The organism is Bradyrhizobium sp. NAS96.2 (assembly GCF_001908235.1).
Lineage (GTDB): Bacteria > Pseudomonadota > Alphaproteobacteria > Rhizobiales > Xanthobacteraceae > Bradyrhizobium.
The window spans coordinates 46973-69599 of the sequence record NZ_LGHK01000013.1 but is presented as its reverse complement, the minus strand read 5'-3'; the positions used below and the strand labels follow the sequence as shown (position 1 = coordinate 69599).

Genomic DNA, 22627 nt, shown 5'->3' with positions numbered 1-22627 from the left:
GCTTCAGCCACTTCGTTACCTCCATGACTGCTCCGATTGCTTCCGGCTGGAGCGTTTGCCGGGTGGGGTTTGCACCCACTGGAAAGCGCCGCCTTCTCACGGCGCACACCCGCAGCGGACGTTTCAGTGAACAGATTTACTAGGCTGGACGTACCGGACCGCCTTGCGAAGCCGCATCAGATCGGAGCTCTGCCATCGCCTCTCAGGCAATAGTCGCGCGGTGCTGCAGCCAAACTTCCAATTATACGATTGTGCAGCGTTATTCACGGGTGCGACTCTCATGTTGGCTTTGCAGGCCCGACGCCCTAGAATCGTGGCGATCGCAGGACGAGCGAAATGCAGTATGTTTGCGACGCACCGAAGGGTAAGACCTGGTTCCGTATCGAGACGGAAGGTGAAGCGGCGCATGAGTCGCGCCTGATGAACCACACAGTCGAGAGATATTTCCGCAACGAGCGGGAGAAGGCACTCCAGTCCTGGCGTCCGGAGCGGCCCAACGCGATCGAGCGCGACATCGGCCTCGAGGCCCATGTACGACGAGAGATGCCGGTTTTCCTCACGTTGCGCGACAGGGAGGGCAATGCACTGGCTACAGCGATGCTGCCACCGGGTGGCAAGGATCGCGGCAAGTTCCGGATCATCATCGTTGCCGCATCCAATGCCGATCCTTATCCTGAGCAGGAAGCGGCTATCGCTGCGCTGGGAGCGCATTTCGGTCTCACACTCGATCGTCACCGCTGCTTCCCTTATGGCCGCTAAGAAGCCTGATAAGTATCGCGCGGGATTGGAGCGACGTCGGCTCATGGCCCCGTTTGGGACATGCCAACCGGCCCGGAAACTGTCCGCGCGCGAGCGTCTGCAGGAGCGCGCCGGCCTCACCTTCCGCGCGCGTTAAGAACGCCCAGAAGTGCAGCAGCTTGCAGGATTACGTGGATCGTAACCCACGAAAGCGCGGACTGGCGTTCGCCGGCTTGCTCGCTGGCGACGTGATCGTGTTTTGCCCGATGTCGAACAGCCCGCCGGGCAGTGCTAACATGGAGGGCTAATCGCTCGGCATTTTGATAACGATCTGCACCGCGACCGGAGAATTCTATCGGCCTCAGTCGCAAGCCGTTAGCCGCCAAGGGCAACGAGACGTTGTAAGTCAATGTTCACCTGAAACACGGGGGTTGAGAATGAAGACGATCTTGGTCCCGATCCAAAACATTGCGACCATGGCATCCACACTCGAGGCCGCCGCACGCCTCGCGCAACGTACCGGCGCCTACATCGAAGGCTTTCCGCTCCGGTTCGGTATCCCTCCATATTTAGTCGCAGAATTAGCCACCGGCATCCCTTTGGATTCTTACCTTGCGAAGAGCCAGGAAGAGTTAGCCGAACTGCATCGTTTGTTCGAAGCGTTCATGCTAAAGCACGATATTCCTCCAGCCACTGCGCGCGCGAGCCGACCATGCTTCGGCTGGCTGGAAACCGCGCCTGAGGGTGAAGACTTTGTTGGAAGTTATGGGCGAGCTTTCGACGTCATTGTAATGCCACGGTCCGACGTTGATGCTGCCGGCCCTCACCGGCGCGCCATTGAATCCGCGCTGTTTGAGAGCGGTAGACCCGTTCTACTGGCGCCACCAGACGCGCCGAGAAGCATCGCGACAAACATTGTGATCCACTGGAACGGTAGTACCGAGCAGGCTCGGGTCAACGCTTTTGCCATGCCGCTGCTTCGTCTGGCAGAACGGGTAACGGTGCTGACCGTGATTGCCGGACAAGCGGTACCAGGCCCATCTGCCGATCACATTGTCCGACAATTGCTGTACAACGACATTGCGACCAACCTAGTGAGCATTGAACTGGAAGACCGCGGCACCGGTGAGGCGGTTCTTGATGCCGCCAGAGCGCAAGGCTGCGATCTGTTGATAAAAGGAGCCTTTACCCGCAACAGGCTGCGGCAAATGATATTCGGCGGCGCGACGAATTATATCATGGAACACGCGGATTTGCCCGTCCTGATGGCGCATTAGAACTGCGCGTACAATTCGCTCCGTCTGTCTTTGCGAGAAGCTATATGGGATGCCTGCACCGGCCCGCGGAAGCTTCGATTTACTGTCGGTTTGAGCACGGGGTGCAGGCTCTAGGGTCGGCTATGAAGCAACAAAGTGTGGCGGTAATCCTCCCTTGTCGCAATGAAGAGGCGGCCGTCGGCGCCACGGTAACAGCATTTCGTGCGGCTTTGCCCCACGCTGCCATTTATGTCTTCGATAACAATTCGACCGATAATACCGTGAATGTGGCTCGTGCTGCTGGCGCGATAGTTCGAACCGAACTGACGCCAGGAAAGGGACGTCGTCCGCCGGAGTTTTGCGGACATTGATGCCGATGTCTATGTGATGGCCGACGGCGATGCGACCTATGACGCAGCGGCTGCACCGACGATGATACAGGAGTTGATCGAACGCCAGCTGGACATGGTGGTAGGTGTGCGAAGTGCGGTCGCTGACGCCGCCGCCTTTAGGCCAGGTCATCGCCTCGGCAATGCGATCCTCAATGGAATGTTGTCGCATATCTTCGGTCGCTCGTTCAGCGATGTCCTCTCGGGCTATCGCGTATTCTCGCGCCGGTTCGTAAAAAGCTTCCCCGCCCTCTCGGAAGGTTTTGAGGTAGAGACGGAGATCAGCATCCATGCTCTGGGGTTGCACATGCCAGTGGCCGAGATCGGGACTGCTTACAAAGTACGGCCGGAAGGTTCGAAGTCCAAGCTCTCCCCGTTCCGCGACGGCTGTCGCATCCTGTTGACCATCCTGACGCTGTTTCGAATTGAAAGACCGATGCTTTTTTTCGGTATAATTGGCACGTTGCTCGGGTTCGTTTCGATCGTGATCGCGGTGCCTCTTGCCGTCACGTATGCTGAGATCGGCTTAGTGCCGCGTTTGCCAACCGCGGTTCTTTCGACAGGACTCATGATACTCGCCTTCCTTAGCTTCTTCAGTGGAATGATTCTCGACACTGTCGTGCGTGGCCGTCGCGAGTTACGGCGGCTCGCTTATTTGGCCTTGCGGCCTCCGGAATAAGAGATGTCGTTCACTCGTCTTGAGCTTGCTCCGTAAGGACGGATTTCTTCTGACCGCTCACAGGTTCAGGAGGCTGCCAACATTGCGGTGCTGGAGCGATGCGCTCGCATTTTCTGCGCACAGGAGCTTGCGAATGATGCGCTTAGCCCCTCCGCAGGCATGAGATAATTTCGATCAGTTCGACAGTAAAAAGGGCCAGCATGAGGCCGACCATCGGCACTGCGGGAATTAGGTATCGCCAGACGTCGAGGGTGTGGGCGCCGGCGGCGGTCCCGATCGAGGCCGCCCACATCACGATGACGATAGCTCCGCGCGCTGAGAACCCGGGGCGCCAACGCCACACGGCGGTCACCATCCAATATATTACGGCGATGACGAACGCGATGGACAAGGTCCTGAACAGATAGGCGGAGATGACTGGGAAATCAGACAGCAGGCCGATCCGAACTGGTCCACCTTGCAGATCGATCGGCTGAGCCGCCCGGCCGTGCCGCGTCATGATGTCGGACACGTGCGGCACATCGTCGGTCGACACCGGGATGGCAGGTTCGAGTCCGTAAACCGGCCATGCGACCGTGGCCCCATAGGCCATCTGACGGGCGACCTTGCCCGCGTAGGCCAGCGGCCGGTCGCGCACGGCGGCCAGGAAGATGCGCCGATAGGCTCTCGCCGCGCCGTCGGCATTTCCGGCATCGCTGGCGACGTCTCGATCCAGTGCAGTGTCGAAGAGGCACGCGTCACCGAAAAACCCGAGTGCCGGCCACCGACCCGGCTCCGCCGTGAAGTCGGCGACAAGCCGCGCCATCGTGGCGTCGGCGCGGTCTCCGGCCGCCGACGCGATCTCGCGTCGCGCTGCATCGCTTGCGAGCACGATGTTCAGGTGATTGCAGAACAATGTCTTGGGGACGAACACGATGGAGGCTTGATCGGAGTTGGAAGCCCCGAACCGGGAACCGGTGGCGAGGAGCCCCAACGCCGCCCCGACGGACACGGCAATCACGGCAAGGCGCGCAGACGTGTCTGGGCGGGCGAGGATCGCGCCCACCAGGACGGCGACGATCGGGACCAGGACTCCTTGCGACCTGAAGCACGCCGCGAGCGCCGCACATAAGACAGCGGCAGCGACCGCGTAGCACCGCGCCGTTTTGTCGACGCAGGTGGCAACGAGCAATCCGGCCGTTGCGAGATTGAGGAAGACCGCAAAGAGAAGCTCCGAGGTGACGACATTCCTGAACAGCAGCAGGCCCGGATACGTCGCCACGAGGATGATCGGCACGAGCCCACCGGCGTTGCGCGTCGTCGCCTGCGCGGTTGCTGCGAGCGCCAGGATCAGGATGGTCCACGCCGCCTGCTGCAGGCGCACCACCGTGCCGAGGTCGCCTCCGAACGCGAACGTCACGCCCAGCAACGCCGGGTAGCCCGGATCGCGCCCACCCGCCACCGTCGGCTGTCCAGCCTCGAGCGTACGAAAAGCAGATTCCACGAAGGATGGCGTGTCGCCCCAGATGACCGGGACCGCGGGCCTGGACGACGCGACGATCACCACCAGCAGCGCGGTCCACGCCAGCATGGTCCATGGCCACGGGGACCCGACGCCGCCCAGGGAGGCCGCTCCGCCCGTTGTACGCGCTGGAGCTTCGCGCTCCGACCGCACCACCGCCTCCCACTGAAATGAAGCTCGAATGCTAACCCAGCCTCTTGCCAGACCAAAACGCTCTGCAAGACAATCGGCGAGCACTGCGCGCTCTCGGCGCCTTCACTTTCCTGTCAGTGCGCGCGTCTGCGAGACATGATGGCCGACGCCTGCATGAAGGTGGCATCTGGGATAGCGAGGCGTTGGTCTAGGCTGAAGCGCCGCTAGTTGAGATCGGCGATCCGTCAACTTGGACGGTCGCCGATCTCCCGTCGACGGTTGCCAGGCAGACCTTCACGTTCCTGCCAACGCCCGCTTTGCGCCCAAAAGCTGCCCTCCCCGCAAGGTCGCGTTTGGACCCATAACTGACTTCGGCAGTTTCGGAGGGTTGGGGTACTCTGCCCCCAAAATGCGACCTCGCGTAAAGCGCAGCTCTTGGCGCAAACCAGACACATCTACGCTTGGGCCACGCACGCAGGCCTCATCGCCAATCGTCGAAGCCCCCACGAATAGTTGCTGGCGGGGCCCGAGGCGGCGGACGACCCGCGTCAGGTCGGTCTCTGCGAAAATCGCGGCGTGAGCACCCGAACGCGCCGCCTGTCCGGTGGGACAATAGACGAACGCAACCGGAGCGGCGACCTCTACTTGCAGCCGCGGCAAATCGTGAGCTTGCCCTTGAGTTTGTCATCGTCCGCAGGATTGACCGATTGCAGCCCAAAGACACGGTCCGCTTCTTGATCGAGCTTGGGCTGCTTTGCCGGGCGCGGCCTGACGGGTCGCGTCGTCAGGCTTGACGCGTCATTCTCGTCGACGATGCCGACGCTAAAGCCATCGTAATCGGTAGCCGGCTTGGCCAACGGCGGCAGCCTGTCGATCACCGGTGCTGGCGAAACGTCGTCGGACGTCAACGGCGTGTCCTTGACAATAACAGATGGTGGGGCGCCGGCAGCGGTCGCCCGTGGCGGCACATCTTTGCCGGCTCGGGGTGGTACCGAACTCTTGGCGGTCTCCGCCGGCGGCGGAACGTCGTCCGTCGGCGGTGACGACGCAACATTGCTCTTTGCTGATGGCGCGGACCTTTTGGCAGCCGCCCGCGGCGGCGACACGCTGGGTGCCGCCATCGGCGGCCAAACGCTGTTGGTGGCGGCCGGAGGTGCCGCCCCCTGTTCACTTAACGGCGGCGGCGGAGCAAGCGAAAGCGGCGGGGCCAGCGACGTCTGACATCTCGCACTGTCGTGTAACCAAACACCAGCGGCCAACAGGCCAAGGGCAAACAGCGCAGCGTTTTTCATTAGCGTTTCTGCAAATCACTCTGACTGAAGAATAGATCGCGTGACTTCCCTGGCCACGCTTCGGCAAAAATATCCACGCCTGATATGGCGATCAAAAATTGACGGAAATGGGGAGTCATGGGCCGAAACAAGCGCGCATCGGTCCGCTTGTGGCCTTTCGGCAACCCTCGTTATCGGCCCCTTGGGGTCCCTCGGAAGTCCATGCGGGCCGATGGGATGTCCCTTTGGTCTCGCAGTCGTGACGATCAGGGCTTCCGGTGCGCACAAGCGCGATGAGATTGGGATCAATCATCATCGCGCTTTAGCTTCTTGCTTGAGCATGATTTCCGCGAAAACTAGAGGTCGAAATTCGTGGGCGGCATGACCGTGTCGCGAATGGTCATGCCGCGTGGCCGCGTCAGCATGAACATCACCACATCAGCTACCTCGCTGGCCTTGAGGAGACACTTCCGGATTCCTTGGCCTCCTTCAGCTTCTCGGGCGGCCAGTCCGCGAGCAGCGCGCTGATGACGGGTCCGGGTGAGATCGAGCCCACGCGAATGCCGAGCTTGAAGACTTGGCGTCGTACGGTCTGGACAAAGCAGTTGATTGCCCATTTGGACGACGCATAGACCGGCTGCCACGGCGTCGGAAAATGCGCCCCCAGGGAACTGGTGACGACGATATCGCCGGTGCGCGCGCGATCATGTGCGGCAGCACGTCGCGCACATTCTTCATCACGACGTTGACGTTCAGGTTCAGCATCCGGTCGATCGCTTTGGCATCGACCAGATCGCCGCCAACATATGTCCCCGCATTGGAATGCAGGATGTCGAGTTAGCCAGCCTGCTCCAGGATATTCGGCAGCAGTGTCGCGCAGGCCTTCGGATCGAGCAGGTCGATCACCAGGGGGATCACGGCGTCGCCATGCTTGCTGCTGAGCGCCGTCAGCGCCGCCTCGTCGCGGTCGACCATCACCACGCGCGCACCAGCCGCCAACATCGCCTCGCTGCTCGCCAATCCGATGCCTGACGCGGCGCCGGTCCCGGCGGCGATTTTGCTTTCCAATTCTCTCGCCGTAGGCACGCGCCTAAGGATCGATCAGAACGCCCGGGTTGAGCATGCCGCGGGGATCCAGTTCACGCTTGGCGGCCCGCAACGCGGCGGCAAAAAGCTGTGGCCGCTGCCGGTCGTACCAGGGCCGGTGATCGCGGCCAACCGCATGGTGATGCGTGATGGTGCCGCCTGCCGCGATCAGCGCGTCGCTCGCCGCGTCCTTGATGGCCTGCCACTGCGCGAGCAGCGCACCGTGCCGACCGCGCGCGTGGAAGGAGAAGTAGGGCGCGGGCCCATCCGGGTAGACGTGGGTGAAGCGACAGGTGACTTCACCCTTCACCCCGGTCGCTTGCAGAATCGCGCGTTCGGTTCCCGCCTTGACCTGATCGTGAAAGCTTTCGAACCGATCCCAGGTGATGGCGGTCTCGAACGTATCGTTGATGATAGCAGCGGGCGTCAAGAATTCGCGCGCATAGGGCATGCGAATGAACGCATTGCGCCAGATGCCTGCCGCGCCTTCGAGATGCGCGTCGCCGGCCTCTGCGGGCTCCGGTGTCCCGCGGTGGTCGGCGCAGCATTCGAGCGCACGCTTGAACCAGGCGTCCAGGGGATGATCGCCCGATTCGAATGCCAGCACCATGATGGCCGAGTTGCCATCGGCCGCACCGGTGTTGAACGCCTCCTGCGGGTCCAGGATGCGGCAATTGGAGGGATAGAGGCCGGCTTGCGCGACCGCACGCACCGCGCGCGCGGCATCGAAGAAAGTGGGAAAGCGAACCGATGCGCCGGCTCGGAATTTTGGACGCGGCTGCAATCGCATCCATGCGCGGGAGATCACGCCTAAAATTCCTTCCGAGCCGATGAACATGCGGTCGGGGCTCGGCCCGGCACCCGAACCGGGAAGCCGGCGCGTCTCCACGACGCCAACCGGCGTCACGACGCGCAGGCTTTCGACGAAATCGTCGATATGGGTGTAGAGACTGGCGAAGTGGCCGCCCGATCGCGTCGCGATCCAGCCCCCCAGGGTCGAATATTCAAAACTCTGCGGAAAATGCCGCAACGTGATGCCGTGCGGCTTGAGCTGATTTTCCAGCGACGGACCATAGGTGCCGGCGTCGATTAATGCGGCGCGCGAGAGAGGATCGACTTCGACGACCTTGGAGAGATTGCGCAGGTCGAGCGTGACCGCCGCCTTGTGCTTGGTGCCATCGGCCTGCGGCTCGACGCCACCGCACACGCTCGATCCGCCTCCGAACGGCGTCAGCGAAGCGCCGACGGACCCCGCCCAGTCCATGACAGCCGATATCTCCGACTCGTTGCGTGGATAGGCCACGACATCGGGCGCACTATCGTAATCGCCGAGCATGGCCCTGACGTAGTCCGGATAGGACTTGCCGTAAGTGTGCGCGGCGCGGTCGTAGCGTTCGGTCGTGCAGAACGGCGTGAGCGAAGCTGGCGGCACCACGCGCGGCTCCCGCAAGGACAGCTCTTCAAGGCCGGGAACAGTGACCGTGTCGAACTCACGGGCGGCAAACTTGGCGTGGTAGCGGCCGAGGACAAACGCCCGCTCTTCCGCGCTCATGCCTTCGCCTTCCCGTCCCCAGCCGTAATGTTTCAGCCTTGTGCCGGTCATGAGCGTTCCCCGCGTTTCGTTTCGAGAGTTTTTGAATCGAAGAACAAGATACTCTGAACGACAGCGCTGCAGAGTGAGCTCGTTCCATCGAAACAATACGCTTTCGAGAGGGAGCTTGAAAGACGACGGCGGGGCAGCTCTTCAGCAAACGGCGCCGCAGCAGCCGCTGCACCCGGCTCAGTCTTACCCGCATGGGGTACGACCAAATGTCAGGTCGCCGTATTCCGCGCGGGTGGACATCATGCGACAACGTTGAGAGAGCTTTGGCTTGCTGAATTGCGATAGACTGCACAGAGCAGTGGAATAACCCCGCCTGCTTCGGAAGGTGCGCATTTGGTTTCCGAAAGCGACCTTGAGCTCGCTCTCGATTTCGTCCGGGCTCGGGCCGCCGGACCGGCCGAGGGCATTTTCGGTCCAGGCTCGATGACCTGGCGGATCGACAGAGAAGCCATCACTTTTTTGGGCGCCGGTCGTGCCTTGCTGCTTCAGCTGGCACATCCCTGGGTCGCCACCGCCGTGGCCGAGCACTCGCGGACCTTCGCGGATCCGATCGGTCGCTTCCATCGAACCTTTGACGTTGTGTTTACGATGGTGTTCGGCTCGCTCGATGCGGCCCTTGCCGCTGCCCGGCACCTGCACCACCGCCATACCATGATCGTCGGCCGCTTGCCCGAAGCAATCGGTCCGTTCGAGGGCGGCTCGCCCTACCGCGCCAACGAGGTCGCAGCGTTGCGCTGGGTTCACGCGACCCTCGTCGACACCGCTCTGGTCGTCCACGACCTGGTCCTGCCTCCGTTCTCGGTCGAAGAGCGTGAGCGCTATTGGGCCGAAAGCCGGCTGTTTGGGGCTTTGTTCGGGTTGAGGTCGAGCGACTTGCCGGCGGATTGGGATTCATTCGCGGCCTACACCGCGGCGATGATGCAATCGGACACATTGTCCGTCAGCACCGCCGCGCGCGAGGTGGCCCGACAGATCTTTGCCGGTGGACGACCATGGTTGCGGCCGCCGCGCTGGTATCAAACCCTGAGTGCCGAATTGCTGCCGGACCGATTGCGCACCGGCTTCGGATTAGCCTTTGACGAACGTGACGGGGAGGCCGCAGAGCGTGCCGTTGCGCGGATACGACGCATCTATCCCAAAATACCGACCCAGCTTCGCTACGTCGGCCCCTACCAGGAAGCTCAAGCGCGACTGCAGGGAACGCCGCAGCTGGGTTGGACAACCCGGTGCCTGAACAGGGCCTGGATAGGACGACCCCAGTTGGATGACCGCTGGAACAGGTGAAGCTGCCCCGGACAGCCGCGGACGTTCGGATGCGACCGACCGCCGCCTGCCGCGATCCCAATCTCACCAGATCGAGAACGCACTTCTCATCGGCGAGCCCCAATAGAGATGTCCAGCAGGCAAATATACTTCCTCAGGCAAGCTCTAGCAGTGAGTTCCCCTGAACGCCGCCATCACTTCAGCAACCATCCGCTGCTGCTCCCCGACATAACGTGGAGAGAAGTGAAACGGCTCGACGCGGCGCACATTGGCTTCTCGAGCAATTTCTCCAGCAGCTGTGGTCGTGAGATGAGCCCGGTGCCTCGCCAGCGCATCGTCCGCTCCTGCAAACGCCGCTTCGATGAAGAGGATATCCGCGTTCTGCACGAGCGCTACGATGGCGCCACGATTGGCCGGCGTATCGGCGACGTCGGTGACATAGCCAACTTTCTGTCCGGCCGTGACGGTGAGGAGATCACGCAAGGCCCCAAGTGGAACGAGCCGATTGCCCGAAACCGCCGATCTATCGATCTTGATCAAATGATCGTCCGCGCGCCGTTCGACCACGGCCTGCTTGAGTGAGCGCAACCACGGACCGACGGGCAGCCCGCGCTCCAACAACCGGTTCTTCCAGACATTGACATGCGCCGCCTCCTGCAGCGCAAAAGCAAGGCAGGGCGTACCGTGTTCAAGGATCACGGCTGACACGCGATGGGTCGGTTCGTCGCAGATTACCCCGGCAAGGGTTTTGCGAGAGACTGATGCCTCTGCGACAAAAGCCCTCCTCAGTCTGAACCGCGTGCTCAAGATGGAATTCGCCGCTGCGAGTTCGTTCACGACGAAGACAAGATCGCTAGAATAGGTTTCGACCAGATTCCAGCGATAGGCCTGAAGCTTGTGAAAGACCCGCTCAGTAAAGCCGGATGGACCAAAGAGCTGCACAGACTTCTCGTGTCCGACAAGCAAGCGAAGCAGGTGGTCGAATCCAACGAAGTGATCGATATGCTCGTGCGAGACGAAGACCTGGTCGATGCGTCGTATCTTCCGCGGCGAGAGCGAAAAAATCTCTCCGATATCGAACAGCAGGCTGCGCTTCTCGAACAGCGTCTCCACATATACCGTCGGGTCGCCGTAGCGGCCATTGACCAGGTTCGGATGAAAAAGCGGTCGCATAGCAAGCCAATCTGCCGAAGCTGCCCGACGGACTTCCTGATCTAAGCAGACTTTATGGATTTCGCACGCGCCAAAATCGAGCTATACGGCCGCAATCTGGTCGCGCTCGTGCACCGATCCGGCGAGGTCGCGCCGGCTCCGTAGGAACTCTCAAGCCCGAGCCCAGGTCCGAACCTATGTCCCCTGCAAGTTGATGGAGGAAGCCATGAAACTCGTTTCAAGTGCCTTCGCCGACGGAGCGCAAATTCCGAGACGGTTCACCTGCGACGGAGAAGACCTCTCACCGCCTCTGCAATGGTCTGATGCGCCGGCGGAAACCAAAAGTTTTGTCTTGCTCTGCGACGATCCAGATGCGCCCGCCGGGACGTGGCGCCATTGGGCGGCTTACGATCTTCCGGCAGTCCTAACGGAGCTTGCGGAAGGCGCCGCGCGGAACAAAAATGTGAAACAGGCGGTCAATGATTTCCGCAAAGTAGGCTATGGCGGCCCGTGTCCGCCCCGTGGCCATGGGCCTCATCATTATCACTTCCAGCTGATTGCCATCCCGACCGACCAGCTTCAGGCAAAGGCCAACGCGTCTTGCCGCGACATCGAACGAGAGGCGCGCAAGTCCTTAATCGCGAAGGCAACTCTCGTCGGCTGGTATGAGAGATAGTGACGACGGGAGGCGCTCGGGCCACTTTCCAAGGCTCAGTACAACCTGACCATTTGCCGTCTTTCCATATACCACCGTCGCGGCACGGCCGCAGCCAATGGAATGCTAGGCCATTTTCTTGTTCTGCAGCGAGTCACGTGGATGACGACGAACACCACGCCGATTCGACTTGCGGACGTATGTGATGAGTGCTTCGGGGTTCTCAAGCTTCATCTTGAGAGCTGCGAGCAATGCGTCCTCAGCTTCGATAGTGAGCGCCTTGGTACGCGTCGCAAGTCCCAGCCCGAGCGCGTAGTCGTCATGGCAGTTTCCTTATACTAACAATACCTCAGGCGGCGCACGCTTGAAACAGCAGGCGACCGTGAAGCCGAGAACGTCAGTTGCCGCCACAGACCGATGGGCGATTATTTTGGGATAGATGACGCCGACATTTAGCAGTTCGACTACCTCGATCGCGCTTGTGAGATGCGAGGAGGTAGCTGCGTCGATGTCGAACGCGCCGTCGCGCAGCCTGACGGCTTTGTTGCACTGCGTTCTTCTGCCGGCCAGCCGTAGTATTGTGCGTGGATGCTGCGACTGCTAGGTCAGGCCTTTACCGAGCTCTGCGACTTCGCAATCACGCCGTCGGCAACGACTGGGGTTGGCCCAGTGATCCACACGACGAATGCTATGACCGAACCTGAGCGTTTGGAAGGATTTCCCGGCCGCCATTGGTACCTGCTCGAAGACGGCCGCATCCAGTGTGATGTCCGCCCGCGCTATTGCAGGCTTAACGAAGGTCAGCGCGGCCTGTGCTTCGCGCGTGGCCGGCAGGATGACCGCATCGTGCTCAGACCTACGGCCGCTCCTCCAGATTTTGTGTCGGTCCAATCGAGAAAAAACCGCTGAACCACTATTTGCCCGGAACACCGGTGCTGTCCTTCGGTACGCCGGGTGCAACCTGACCTGCAAACTTTGCCAGAACTGCGACATCTCCAAAGCGCGCGAGCTCGACCGACTCCAGGACGCAGACAGCCCAGAGGAGGTAAAGAAGCTGAGCGAATGGGTGATGAAAAGGCTAGGACCCGAAGTGCCTTTGCATTTCACCGCCTTCCACCCTGACTACAAGATGCTGGATCTGCCGCGTACGCCGGTCTTCACGCTAGCGACGGCTCGCGATATCGCCCGCAAGCTCGGGCTGCATTTCGTCTACACCGGGAATATCCATGACGAGGCGGGCTAAAGCACGTACTGCCCGGGCTGTGGTGCGCAGATTATCGGCCGAGATTGGTACGACATCACCGCTTGGCGGCTCACTGAGGAAGGCCGCTGCGCAATTTGCTCCACCGCAATCCCTGGCTTGTTCGAGGCACGCCCGGGCAGCTGGGGGCAGCGGCGCGTCCTGATCAGGATCGGCAGGCGGGAACGCGCTTGAGCAAGGATGATGGCGGCGTCGAGGCGCCTTACTGCCGCGTGTTGGAGTATGACTCCGATTGGGAGGAAGTCACGATGAAGATTGACAGCACCACATTTGGCACGATTACGATTGACGGAAAAACCTATGAGCACGATGTCGTCGTTCGTCTTTCCGGCGAGATTGTGAAGCGGAAAAAGAAGCTATCAAAGAACCTCTACGGTACCTCGCACGTGCTTTCAGAAGACGAGGCAAAGTTTCTCTTCGAGAAGGGGTGCGACCAGGTCCTCATTGGCTCGGGTCAGTTTGGCAACGTGCACCTGTCGCCCGAGGCTGAAGCCTTTTTCGAGAGAAAGGGCTGCAAGGTCCTGTTAAAGCCGACACCCGAGGCGATCGAAATGTTCAACAGATCGCGCGCAAGAAGGATCGGCTCTTTCACGTGACCTGTTGACCCAGCCGTTTTTACCTCTCAGATGATTCTGACCGGACGTGAGCTTTAGGCAACGCTGGTTGGGGTGAGAAGGATTGACGTGCGAACGGCGGAGCTATCACGCCAGTAACCCGTAGAATTGCGAGGCGTTGCGGCACCTCCTAAAGCAAGTGCGGTCAACCTCATTTTGAGCCCCGCCTCGTTGCACGGTTGCACGCGCAACCAAGAGATTTCGTGATCGAACGAATCTGAGGGTGCTTCCTTCACTCTCCAAGAATGCCGGAGCCGCCTTCGGACATAGAGTGATCTGGGTGCTGGTGGTGGGTAATCAATGCTGCGAGCCTTCGCCAGGCGCGGACTTGCGGACAACCCCTCTAGGCAGGTCCGCGATGCATTCTGTTCGGCGGCCCTGACGAGCCAATTCGTTGAGTTCTAGCCCACTATCGAAAGCAGCCAAAATCCGCTTGAACCTCTCCTCCAACGAACGACGTCCGTCGGTGTGTGCGTGAAGATGGAAAGTTCGTTGGGCGGCTACAACACGCTCAGGGACCTGCGCGGGATCCACGCCTGCCTTCAACCCGGCGGCGAGCGCGGCGCCTCCGACACTTAAGACTGTTCGTCAGCACTCCCCTATCTCCCCGCCCTCGGAAATCTTGGCCGTGCACGTGCCCCAACCAGAGGCGGCCCTGTCTGACTCAAAGGGCCTGCTCACGTTGGCTGTCGCAATATTTTTCTCGATCTGCCGGTGCACACGCCGTGCACACGCCGCCCTCTAACCAGCTGAAAATATTGAACTCTCGTCCCAATCCATCATGGGCCAATTTGAGCGTGCTTGAGCCCAACAGCGGCAATTCGAGCAAGCTCCAAGAAACGGCCGAGTGATCTGCCGCTCATAACGGTCTGGTTGCAGGCTCGAGTCCTACCGGGCCCACCAGAGATTCCGGTGGGTTCACCACCTCTATCTTTACCGACAGAGGTCACCGCACCAAGAAGCGCCTCTCTTTGTTCGCGGGTTGCCTGTAGGAACCCGCACACGGAGTCTGACTTATGAATACCCCGGCCCCACGCGATTTGGAGGGACTGCCTGAAGGCCTTGGCATTCGAACAGTTCGAGGACTCCCTTTCCTTTCAGCTCCGCGAAGCCGCGGCTTCGGCCTGCGCAGCAATGACGAACCTGGGCCCAAGCCGTGGCACTCATGAAGATCGATCCTCCATCGGCATGCGCGGTGATGCGGGCCGCGGTGTTGACCGTGTCCCCCCACAAGTCGAACATGTACTGGTGCCGGCCCATGATGCCGGCGATGACCGGTCCGCTATGAATTCCGACCCGGACGGTCCAGCCCGGCTCGAGCCTCTGCGCGGTTTCGATCATTGCCCTCGCACAGTGCACGGCCGCCCGCACGCCGTCTTGCATCGGTTTGAGCAGCCCGGCGGTGGCAAAGAATGCATCCCCGATGGTCTTGATCTTCTCCATTGCGTTCGCGTCGACGATATCCTCGAACGCATCTACAAGGCCCCGAAGCTCGGAGACCACCTGCTCCGCGGGATGGTTGTCGCAGTAGTGTGTGAATCCAACGATATCGCTGAACAGGACCGTCACATTTTCAACGCGGCGGGGCTTGACCTCGTTCGTCGCCTTCAACTCGGCCAGCGCGCTTGCCGGCAGAATCGCCTCCAGCATCTCGTCCGCGCGGCGCCTCTCACGTTGGATCTCTTCCAGGTAATGGGCTTCCCGGTCACGCAGGCGCTTCTTTTCAAGACACGCACCCACGCGTGCACCGAGAATCACGGGGTTAAACGGCTTGAGAAGATAGTCGTCGGCGCCGAGTTCGATGCCGTGGACCACACTATCGACGTCATCCAGGGCCGAAATCATGATGACGCGAACCTCCCGTAACGCGGGGTGCGCCTTGAGCTGCCGCAATACCTCGTGCCCGTTCATCCCCGGCATCATGACATCAAGGAGCATGAGGTCCACCGGATGCCCGGAAAGAACCGCCATGGCCTCGACGCCATCCTCGGCAGTCAGCAGGGCCTCATAACCCAACCGTCGCAATCGACGTACGAGCAGATAACGATTGTCCTCGTTATCATCGACGACGAGGATCACGGGCGATGGCTCTTTCATCTGTCGGGCGCTCTCTTCACCAGAGCCTCGATCCGATCAAGCAGGTACGAGAAGTTGGTCGGTTTCGTTACGAAGTCATTGCACCCCGACGCGAGCGCTCGTTCGCGATCCTCCGGCATGGCGTGGGCAGACAGCGCGACAATGGGGACATCAGCGGTTTCGGGCACCGCGCGCAACCGCCTTGTCACCTCCCAGCCGTCGATGACCGGCAGCCCGAGATCCATCAGGATAAGATCCGGGAGCTGGCTCCTGGCCTGCGCCATCCCTTCCGCGCCATCGCGTGCAACGACGACGTCATAGCCTTTTCGACGCAATCGGCGCGAGACCATGTAGATGTTGTCCTCATTATCTTCGATGTAAAGGATCCTAACCATGACTCTCGGCTCGCCGATGCAGTTCAGGAAGCTTGTGCTTGAGGAAGTCGCGAATCCTCGTCAGCAACTCATCGCGCGTGCAGCCCGCCTTTGAGACGAACTCGATAATTCCCCTGTTGAGCCGCTGCCGATCTGCTTCGCTCAAGTCGGTGGCCGCCATCACGACGACTGGAATATCCTCAAAGGTCGCGTCACCGCGAAGGGCCTCGAGGAACTCGAACCCGTCCATTTCCGGCATCATGAGGTCCAGCAGGATCAGGCTCGGTCTGTGTTGAGACAGTCGCTTGAAGCCCTCGCGACCGTTCTCGGCGTCAACGATCCGCCACCCCTCAGCTGCAAGTTTCGACGCCAGCAGTCGCCGTGTCTGCGCTTCGTTCTCGATGAGAAGGATATCCTTTCTCGATGGACCTCCGCTCAAACGGTGCAGAACGGCACGGAGCCGTGTCCAATCGATCGGCTTGGTGATGTACTCGCCGGCGCCCAGCGCATAACCTTTGCTGCGCTCATCGACGATGGTCAGCATGATCACGGGGATCGGAGCCAGCTCCGGTATAGATTTCAATTCCTTGAGGACGTGCCAGCCGTCGAGCTCAGGCATCAACACATCAAGCGTGATCAGCGAGGGACGAAGCTCTCGCGCGAGCTTGAGCCCCTCTTGTCCCCCTCGCGCGGTCAGGACGTCAAAGCCCTCCTTGCCGAGGAAGCGGCGCATGACATCCAGGGCATCAGGATCGTCGTCGATGACGAGCACACGCGCGACCGCGTCCGTCGCCCGGCTCGGCGGGCACTGCGCGACCCGAGGCATCTCGGCGCGTTGTGCTCCGGCATCGACGGCCTGATCGGGCAAGCGAACGGTGAACACGGCTCCGCGACCGGACGTGCTCGCAACGGTGATCTCTCCACCCATGGCGCGACATAGGCGCTGGCTGATCGCCAGACCAAGCCCCGAGCCGCCGTACTTGCGGGTCGTCGAGCTGTCAGCTTGAGAGAACTCCTGAAAGAGGCGTCCAAGCTGGTCCGCCGTCATCCCGATGCCGGTGTCGGACACGGCGAAAACCAACCATCCGGCCGGCTCGTCGGCTTCACGCGCGGCTGCCAGACGTATCTCGCCATCCTCCGTGAACTTGCACGCATTGCCGAGCAAATTCAGAAGGACCTGACGGACCCGGGTCTGGTCTGCCCGCATCACGCCGATACCCGCAGGACAGTCGACGATGAGACGGTTGCGGTTCTTGCATGCAATCGACAGGCTCGTCCTTGCAACCTCGCCGAGGAGCGCAACAACATCGAACTCCTCCGGGTACAGATCGAGCTTCCCCGCTTCGATCTTGGACAAATCCAGAATATCGTTGATCAGCATGAGAAGATGCTTGCCGGCCTGGACGATGCGCCCGACGGGCTCGAGAAACGCATTATCGGGCTCCTCCTGCGCCTCCTCGTGGAGCATCTCGGCCAGTCCGATGATTGCGTTGAGCGGCGTCCGCAGTTCGTGGCTCATATTTGCCAGGAACTGGCTCTTCGTCCGGTTTGCTGCCTCGGCCTCCTCGCGCGCCCGCTCCAACTCGATCTGTCGTCGCTTCAGCTCGGTGATGTCGGTGTAGACCACCACCGTGCCGCCATCATGGGTCCTGCGCTGGGTCACCCGCACCCAGAGGTCATTAAGGTAGGACAGCTCGGCCACGCTAAAGGACTCGGAATGCTGCCTCTCGCGTTCCTCGATCCACTGCTCCGGGGTTCGGCCACTCAAATCGGCCACGGAGCGTGTAATCGCCGTCTCGAGGATTTCGCGAAAGCTTGTGCCGGGCCTGAAGAGGTCGGCTCGCTGAGGATAGATCTCGCGCACGCGTTCGTTGCAGGCAACGATGCGATCGTCGGCGTCATAGAGCACGAATCCATCGGAGATGGTTGCAATTGCTGCCGCAAGCGTCTTGCGCTCGTGCTCGCGCTCGGCAGTGAGCCGGTTCCGCTCCGTGAGCGTATCGCGGAATATTGCGAGCGTCCGGGCCATCGCGCCGATCTCGTCACGGCCCGCAGCGGGAATCGGCACTGCCACGTTACCGGCGTTAAGGCCGTCGATTGCCACCACAAGGCGCCGGAGCGGCAGCGTGATCGAGCGCAGCAGGAAGAAGGTCAGCAGCGCGGCCGCGACGACGACCGCCACCGCGATCGCTTGCGTGATCCGGGTCGCGGCAACGACCTCCGCGACCTCGCGATCGCGGTCGGCGGCCACCTCGTTGGTAAATTCGGTTTCGATCGATCCTAGGAGCTCGTCGACCACGTTGCTGTGTTGTCGCGCCTGCGCCAAGAGGGAGTTGCCCATCACGCGGCGATCGGCCGTGTACTCGTCAACGGCCGCGGCGGCGAATTTCTGAAACTGAGCCAGCTCCGCACGGACGGAAGCGATGCGACCCGGCTTCCGTGCCGCAACCCTATCGAGCAGATGCTCCATCCGGCTCTGAGCTTCCGCTGCGTTCTTTTCTGAGAGCGTCAGCATGCTGACGGCAAGGTCCGTCATCCAATACCGTAGTTCTCCGAACGCGATGCGTGCACCGTTCGCCGCTTCAATAACGTCGATCAGATCGGCGACTTCGCCGACCGTTGCCGAGCTGTTTGCGAGCTTGCGCGTAAGATAGATGCTCGTCCCCAGGATGACGATGAGCAGCGCGCCCGACAAAAGAATCACCCGGGTTCGGATATTCAGCCGCGCCATCGTCGCGAGCCCCTCGATTCTGAACTATCGATAGAGGATGATGCTGATCACGCCGCCCAGCTCATCCAATTTCGCGCCTTCCTTCGGATAACCGGTGATGTCGACTTCGCCCTTTGGCATGCCGTGACAAGCCAGGCAGGTTTTGTCGTAATACTGCGGCACCATGACCCGAAATGCCGGACGCCCACCGGTTTCGACCGCAGCGGAATATGCATGGCCCCGCGGCCAATCCGGCGCGAGAAGTCTTGATTTGATGACGTCGGTCTCCCACGCGTCCGGACGTGCCTTTCGGTTGCGGATACGATCGGGCGGTCCCGTGACCTTCACTTCGGCCTCGCCCTTTGCCCTGCGGGCAAAGGCTTCGTTGACCAGCCGTGCGAACACCGCCGGGATGAACCCCTTGAATCCCGTTCCCTTGGCATTGATCGTCGCCTGATTTGCATCCATCACCTCGACGATCGCGTCCATTTGGACGCGCAGCAATCGGCCTTGTCGGGAGGCGGGATCGACTGAGAGCGGATCGATGCCGGTAGTTGTGCGATAGATGTCGCGAGCCTGTTCGATCAACGCCTTGCCGCTGAGTCCCTTGTCGCCAAGCTTTGGATCATCAATCCGCTCCTGGGAGCGGGAGACGACGGCTTCGCCGGCGAGCAGCAAGTCTGCGAGGCTCTTGCCGATCAATCGGTCCTCGCTCGCATCTTCGCTGGCCGAGGTAGCGCAAATCACCCATGGCGGGATTGTGCCCAGCAGCAGAACGGCCATCGCCGCCATCATCCGCGAATGTCTCGACCGGGTCATCGCCTCATCTCACAACTCCCGGGAGGGGCGCTGCCCGTACCGCTCGATTGCAGCCAGGACCTTCGCCGGGGTAAGCGGCACCGAGCGCAACCGCACGCCAAGAGCGTCGAACACCGCGTTGGAGATCACGGCCGGCACGACCGCGGCTGCCGCCTCGCCTGCGCCCGAAGGCTTCTCGGCCGGACGGTCGAGAAGTTCGATGACGACGTCGGGTACGTCGGGAAATGTCAGTATCGGATAGGTGGCCCAGTGGAGGCTTGTCACGGCCGAACGATCGAAGAGAAGCTCTTCCTTTAAGGTGCGGCTGAGGGTTTGGATGACGTTTCCCTCGATCTGGTTCCTGACACCGTCCGGGTTTATGACCTGCCCGCAATCATGCACGACAAAAAAGCGTTGTACGCGGATTTCCCCACTTCTCCGGTCGACCTCGATGTCGGCCACTGCACCGACATAGGTAGGCGATGGGAAGTCTTTGGCATAGCTCATGCCTCGTCCAGTGACGACATCGTCCTGGGGGTCTCTCCGTGGCGAGAGCCGCTTCCTCCATTTGGCGAGAGCGGCCAGACGCTGCAGAAGCTCGGCACCGCGCGGGTCATTGAGATGGCTGAGACGAAATTCGAGTGGGTCGACACCGACGAAAGCAGCCAGCTCATCGACGAAGCATTCGTTGGCGAAAGCATTTTGGAGGCGCCCCGGCGACCGGACCCAGGACCAGCGGAATGGCGTCTCGGCGAGGAGATGCGCCACGGTCCTGATGTTCGGGAATGTGTAGGGGATCGCCGAATTGGCGGACATAACATCGGCGTTGCCGAAGCGATACGGCTCCATGATCGGGGTGGGCGGCACGGCCGCGAGGGTGGCGGCGATGAGTGGCACCGGGGCGAGCCCGTCCCCGGGGATAAAAAACTCCGACTCCCAGGCGATAATCTCGCTTGTTTCATTCACTCCAGCGCGGAGGTCGATCAGTGTCGGGGGACCTTTTGGATCCCAGCCATGCTCGTCGGCACGCATCCACTGGACGCGCACGGGCTGCCCACCCACCGCGCGCGAGAGGAGCGCGGCATCGCCGGCCGCATCTTCGTGCCCGTTGCGGCCGTAACACCCCGAACCTTCGATATAGAGGCAGCGCACATTGTCCAGCGGCACACCCATCATCGCCGCAAGCTGTCGTCTCAGCCTGTGCGTCGCCTGAGAGGCGCTCCAGCACGTGATCTTACCCTCGTCGATCTCGACCACTGCGCAAGATGGGCCGATCGAGCCATGAGTGTGGATCGCGAAATCGTACGTTGCTGAAATATGCTTTGGTGCATCGAGCAGCGCCTTGGCGCTATCACCGACATTGGCCATGACCTTATCGCTATTGATCTTGGTGGCGCGAACGTAGTCCCAGAGGCTCGCTTGCTCGGGCAGCCCCTCCCAATGCGACCAGGTCGCCTTCAGCTTGCGCGTAGCCTGGATGGCGGCCCACTCAGTTGATGCAACGACGCCAAGGAAATTGCCTTCGCGCACGACCTTGATGAGACCCGGAATGTCGTTCACCGAGGTTGCGTCGACATTCTCCAGGTGAGCACCAATTGCCAGCGGACGGACCACGCGGCCGTGCAGCATTCCGTCGATACGGAAATCCTGCATGTACGTGAAGCGTCCCGTCACCTTTGACGGAATGTCGAGACGTAGCACAGACTTGCCTACAATCGTATACGATGCCGGATGTTTTACTGGCGCGTCGTTGTCGACCTTCAGCGAAAAAGTGCCGCCGCCGACAAGCTTGGCAAATGAAATGCTCTTGTCGTCGCCCTTGATTGTACCATCCTCGATCCGCAGTTCGGTTGCCGGCACGCCAAGCCGCGCAGCGGCCATTTCAACAAGCGCTTTGCGCGCCGTCGCCGCAGCCTGACGAATCCGCATCCCGCAGATCTGCATCGAGAGGCTGGCCCAGGTGGGGCCCTGGTCGGGCGTTAGTTCGGTGTCACCCTGGATTAGCCCCACTCGATCGAGTGACACATCGAGCTCTTCGGCTGCGATCTGCGTTAATGCAGTGCGTAATCCGGTACCAAGGTCCACCTTGCCGGAATAGACAGTGACCCGTCCGTCGGCATCAATGGACAGAAATCCGTCGATTTCGTCGGACTCGACAGTCTTCCTTCGGGGACCGCTCTCGGCCAAAGCAGGGAGCGCGGTGTCCGCAAACGTGAAGGCGACGAGCAGCGCGCCGCCCGTCTTCAACACGTCGCGACGAGTGGAGACCAAATCCAACATCTCAGTCTCCTTTGTCTCACGCCCTCCGCGCCGCCCGCTGCACCGCCCGAACGATGCGAAGGTGCGTGCCGCAACGGCAAAGATCATCGGCGAGTGCCTTCTTGATCTGAGGTACGGTCGGGTCCTTGGTTTTCGCGAGGAGTGCCGTCGCGTGTATGATCATGCCGTTAAGGCAGTAGCCGCACTGTGCTGCCTGTTCGTCGATAAAGGCTTGTTGAACCGGCGACGGCTTCTCGGGACTGCCAAGTCCCTCGAGCGTCACCACCTTCTTATTTGCTGCCTTGCTAAGCGGAACTTCGCACGAAAGCACGGGCTCATCATCGAGCAGCACGGCACAGGTGCCGCACTGGCCCAACCCGCAGCCGAAGCGCGGTCCCTTCAATTGAAGATTATCTCGCAAGGCATAAAGAAGCGGCATGCCCGGGTCACCGATTTCGATCGTGACCACGCGGCCATTTACATCGAGCGAAACCGACGTGGGCATGCGCGCCTCCCACCATCGTTCGTGCGTGTGAAACCCCGCTTATACTCCCTTCAGCGGCCATTTTGAATGCCCCCGGGCAGCTTCCCACTCGGTGGTTGGGTCAAAACATTACGAGTAGGCGCGCCGCACCTTTCTCGCACCAGATGGCCTCGCCGAGGTGCAGCGAACGCAATCGACTACTATCGAAAGTGCTGCAAGTCCTTGGTAGTAATCCTTAATTTCCCGCTCGCAACGGTCTGGTTGCAGGTTCGAGTCCTGCCGGGCCCACCAATGAGATCAGCGGCTGGAGGCCCCTACCGCCGGAA

At 61.0% G+C, this 22627-nt stretch carries 19 protein-coding genes and 1 pseudogene; 9 read left to right on the top strand and 11 right to left on the bottom strand.

All coding sequences use genetic code 11. From position 1 onward, the window contains the following. Positions 1–336 precede the first annotated feature (336 nt). The 4 genes from AC628_RS02760 to AC628_RS02750 all read left to right on the top strand — a co-directional run bounded on the left by AC628_RS02760 (position 337) and on the right by AC628_RS02750 (position 3062). Positions 337–759, top strand: coding sequence for a hypothetical protein (locus tag AC628_RS02760; RefSeq protein WP_074125223.1), 423 nt, complete (start codon positions 337–339; stop codon positions 757–759). A gap of 416 nt (positions 760–1175) precedes the next feature. After that, the gene (locus tag AC628_RS02755) at positions 1176–2015 is read left to right on the top strand and encodes a universal stress protein (RefSeq protein WP_074125222.1); all 840 of its coding nucleotides are present in this window, start codon (positions 1176–1178) and stop codon (positions 2013–2015) included. A gap of 44 nt (positions 2016–2059) precedes the next feature. Continuing rightward, the gene (locus tag AC628_RS45940; protein ID WP_349510100.1) at positions 2060–2365 is read left to right on the top strand and encodes a glycosyltransferase; all 306 of its coding nucleotides are present in this window, start codon (positions 2060–2062) and stop codon (positions 2363–2365) included. 16 nt (positions 2366–2381) lie between these two features. Further along, the gene (locus AC628_RS02750; RefSeq protein ID WP_349510099.1) at positions 2382–3062 is read left to right on the top strand and encodes a glycosyltransferase family protein; all 681 of its coding nucleotides are present in this window, start codon (positions 2382–2384) and stop codon (positions 3060–3062) included. Positions 3063–3204: 142 nt separating this feature from the next. Here the strand turns inward: AC628_RS02750 and AC628_RS02745 are convergent, their stop codons facing one another. From AC628_RS02745 to AC628_RS02725, 4 genes and pseudogenes are all read right to left on the bottom strand, one after another. Next, a complete protein-coding gene (locus AC628_RS02745) occupies positions 3205–4632 on the bottom strand; it encodes a hypothetical protein (protein WP_074125221.1) in 1428 nt (475 codons plus the stop codon). Between the two features lie 704 nt (positions 4633–5336). Continuing rightward, positions 5337–5603, bottom strand: coding sequence for a hypothetical protein (locus AC628_RS02740; protein WP_074125220.1), 267 nt, complete (start codon positions 5601–5603; stop codon positions 5337–5339). 719 nt (positions 5604–6322) lie between these two features. Then, a pseudogene (locus tag AC628_RS02730) lies at positions 6323–7052 on the bottom strand (SDR family oxidoreductase). A gap of 4 nt (positions 7053–7056) precedes the next feature. Continuing rightward, positions 7057–8655: an FAD-binding oxidoreductase gene (locus AC628_RS02725; protein WP_074125218.1), complete on the bottom strand. Its 1599-nt coding sequence runs from the start codon at positions 8653–8655 to the stop codon at positions 7057–7059. A 333-nt stretch (positions 8656–8988) separates the two neighbouring features. Between AC628_RS02725 and AC628_RS02720 the strand changes: the two genes are divergently transcribed. Beyond that, positions 8989–9939, top strand: a complete 951-nt coding sequence (locus AC628_RS02720) for an oxygenase MpaB family protein (protein ID WP_074125217.1) — start codon at positions 8989–8991, stop codon at positions 9937–9939. Between the two features lie 144 nt (positions 9940–10083). Here AC628_RS02720 and AC628_RS02715 read toward each other — a convergent pair whose 3' ends face one another. Then, complete coding sequence (locus AC628_RS02715) at positions 10084–11091, bottom strand: ribonuclease Z (RefSeq protein WP_074125216.1); 1008 nt, start codon at positions 11089–11091, stop codon at positions 10084–10086. Between the two features lie 205 nt (positions 11092–11296). Between AC628_RS02715 and AC628_RS02710 the strand changes: the two genes are divergently transcribed. The 4 genes from AC628_RS02710 (at position 11297) to AC628_RS02700 (ending at position 13582) form a co-directional block, all read left to right on the top strand. Then, positions 11297–11746, top strand: coding sequence for a YbhB/YbcL family Raf kinase inhibitor-like protein (locus AC628_RS02710; protein ID WP_074125234.1), 450 nt, complete (start codon positions 11297–11299; stop codon positions 11744–11746). 669 nt (positions 11747–12415) lie between these two features. Further along, entirely contained in the window at positions 12416–12634 is a 219-nt protein-coding gene (locus AC628_RS44700) for a hypothetical protein (protein ID WP_210190153.1), read from the top strand. 160 nt (positions 12635–12794) lie between these two features. Further along, a complete protein-coding gene (locus tag AC628_RS44695) occupies positions 12795–12968 on the top strand; it encodes a hypothetical protein (RefSeq protein WP_210190152.1) in 174 nt (57 codons plus the stop codon). Positions 12969–13156: 188 nt separating this feature from the next. Next, positions 13157–13582, top strand: coding sequence for an Mth938-like domain-containing protein (locus AC628_RS02700; RefSeq protein ID WP_210190151.1), 426 nt, complete (start codon positions 13157–13159; stop codon positions 13580–13582). Positions 13583–14614: 1032 nt separating this feature from the next. Here the strand turns inward: AC628_RS02700 and AC628_RS02695 are convergent. Genes AC628_RS02695 through AC628_RS02670 form a run of 6 tightly spaced genes read right to left on the bottom strand, consistent with a single transcriptional unit; the run spans position 14615 to position 22322 of the window. Continuing rightward, positions 14615–15679 carry an adenylate/guanylate cyclase domain-containing protein gene (locus tag AC628_RS02695; protein ID WP_245320998.1) on the bottom strand — a complete coding sequence of 355 codons (1065 nt, stop codon included), beginning with the start codon at positions 15677–15679 and terminating at the stop codon, positions 14615–14617. A 14-nt stretch (positions 15680–15693) separates the two neighbouring features. Further along, positions 15694–16071 carry a response regulator gene (locus AC628_RS02690; RefSeq protein WP_074125214.1) on the bottom strand — a complete coding sequence of 126 codons (378 nt, stop codon included), beginning with the start codon at positions 16069–16071 and terminating at the stop codon, positions 15694–15696. After that, entirely contained in the window at positions 16064–18781 is a 2718-nt protein-coding gene (locus tag AC628_RS02685; RefSeq protein WP_083632545.1) for a response regulator, read from the bottom strand. Before AC628_RS02685 ends, AC628_RS02690 begins: the two co-directional genes overlap by 8 nt. 24 nt (positions 18782–18805) lie before the next feature. Further along, positions 18806–19543, bottom strand: coding sequence for a Tll0287-like domain-containing protein (locus AC628_RS02680; RefSeq protein WP_143201412.1), 738 nt, complete (start codon positions 19541–19543; stop codon positions 18806–18808). 45 nt (positions 19544–19588) lie between these two features. Next, positions 19589–21838 (bottom strand): xanthine dehydrogenase family protein molybdopterin-binding subunit, encoded by a 2250-nt coding sequence (locus AC628_RS02675; protein WP_074125232.1) that lies wholly within the window; start codon positions 21836–21838, stop codon positions 19589–19591. A 16-nt stretch (positions 21839–21854) separates the two neighbouring features. Then, positions 21855–22322: a (2Fe-2S)-binding protein gene (locus AC628_RS02670; RefSeq protein WP_074125212.1), complete on the bottom strand. Its 468-nt coding sequence runs from the start codon at positions 22320–22322 to the stop codon at positions 21855–21857. Between the last annotated feature and the right edge of the window lie 305 nt (positions 22323–22627).

Coding starts and splice junctions, on each gene's coding strand:
- AC628_RS02760 (WP_074125223.1), top strand. CDS start 337: ATGCAGTATGTTTGCGACGCACCGAAGGGTAAGACCTGGTTCCGTATC.
- AC628_RS02755 (WP_074125222.1), top strand. CDS start 1,176: ATGAAGACGATCTTGGTCCCGATCCAAAACATTGCGACCATGGCATCC.
- AC628_RS45940 (WP_349510100.1), top strand. CDS start 2,060: ATGGGATGCCTGCACCGGCCCGCGGAAGCTTCGATTTACTGTCGGTTT.
- AC628_RS02750 (WP_349510099.1), top strand. CDS start 2,382: ATGGCCGACGGCGATGCGACCTATGACGCAGCGGCTGCACCGACGATG.
- AC628_RS02745 (WP_074125221.1), bottom strand. CDS start 4,632: ATGCTGGCGTGGACCGCGCTGCTGGTGGTGATCGTCGCGTCGTCCAGG.
- AC628_RS02725 (WP_074125218.1), bottom strand. CDS start 8,655: ATGACCGGCACAAGGCTGAAACATTACGGCTGGGGACGGGAAGGCGAA.
- AC628_RS02715 (WP_074125216.1), bottom strand. CDS start 11,091: ATGCGACCGCTTTTTCATCCGAACCTGGTCAATGGCCGCTACGGCGAC.
- AC628_RS02710 (WP_074125234.1), top strand. CDS start 11,297: ATGAAACTCGTTTCAAGTGCCTTCGCCGACGGAGCGCAAATTCCGAGA.
- AC628_RS44700 (WP_210190153.1), top strand. CDS start 12,416: ATGACCGAACCTGAGCGTTTGGAAGGATTTCCCGGCCGCCATTGGTAC.
- AC628_RS44695 (WP_210190152.1), top strand. CDS start 12,795: ATGAAAAGGCTAGGACCCGAAGTGCCTTTGCATTTCACCGCCTTCCAC.
- AC628_RS02690 (WP_074125214.1), bottom strand. CDS start 16,071: ATGGTTAGGATCCTTTACATCGAAGATAATGAGGACAACATCTACATG.
- AC628_RS02685 (WP_083632545.1), bottom strand. CDS start 18,781: ATGGCGCGGCTGAATATCCGAACCCGGGTGATTCTTTTGTCGGGCGCG.
- AC628_RS02680 (WP_143201412.1), bottom strand. CDS start 19,543: ATGGCCGTTCTGCTGCTGGGCACAATCCCGCCATGGGTGATTTGCGCT.
- AC628_RS02675 (WP_074125232.1), bottom strand. CDS start 21,838: ATGTTGGATTTGGTCTCCACTCGTCGCGACGTGTTGAAGACGGGCGGC.
- AC628_RS02670 (WP_074125212.1), bottom strand. CDS start 22,322: ATGCCCACGTCGGTTTCGCTCGATGTAAATGGCCGCGTGGTCACGATC.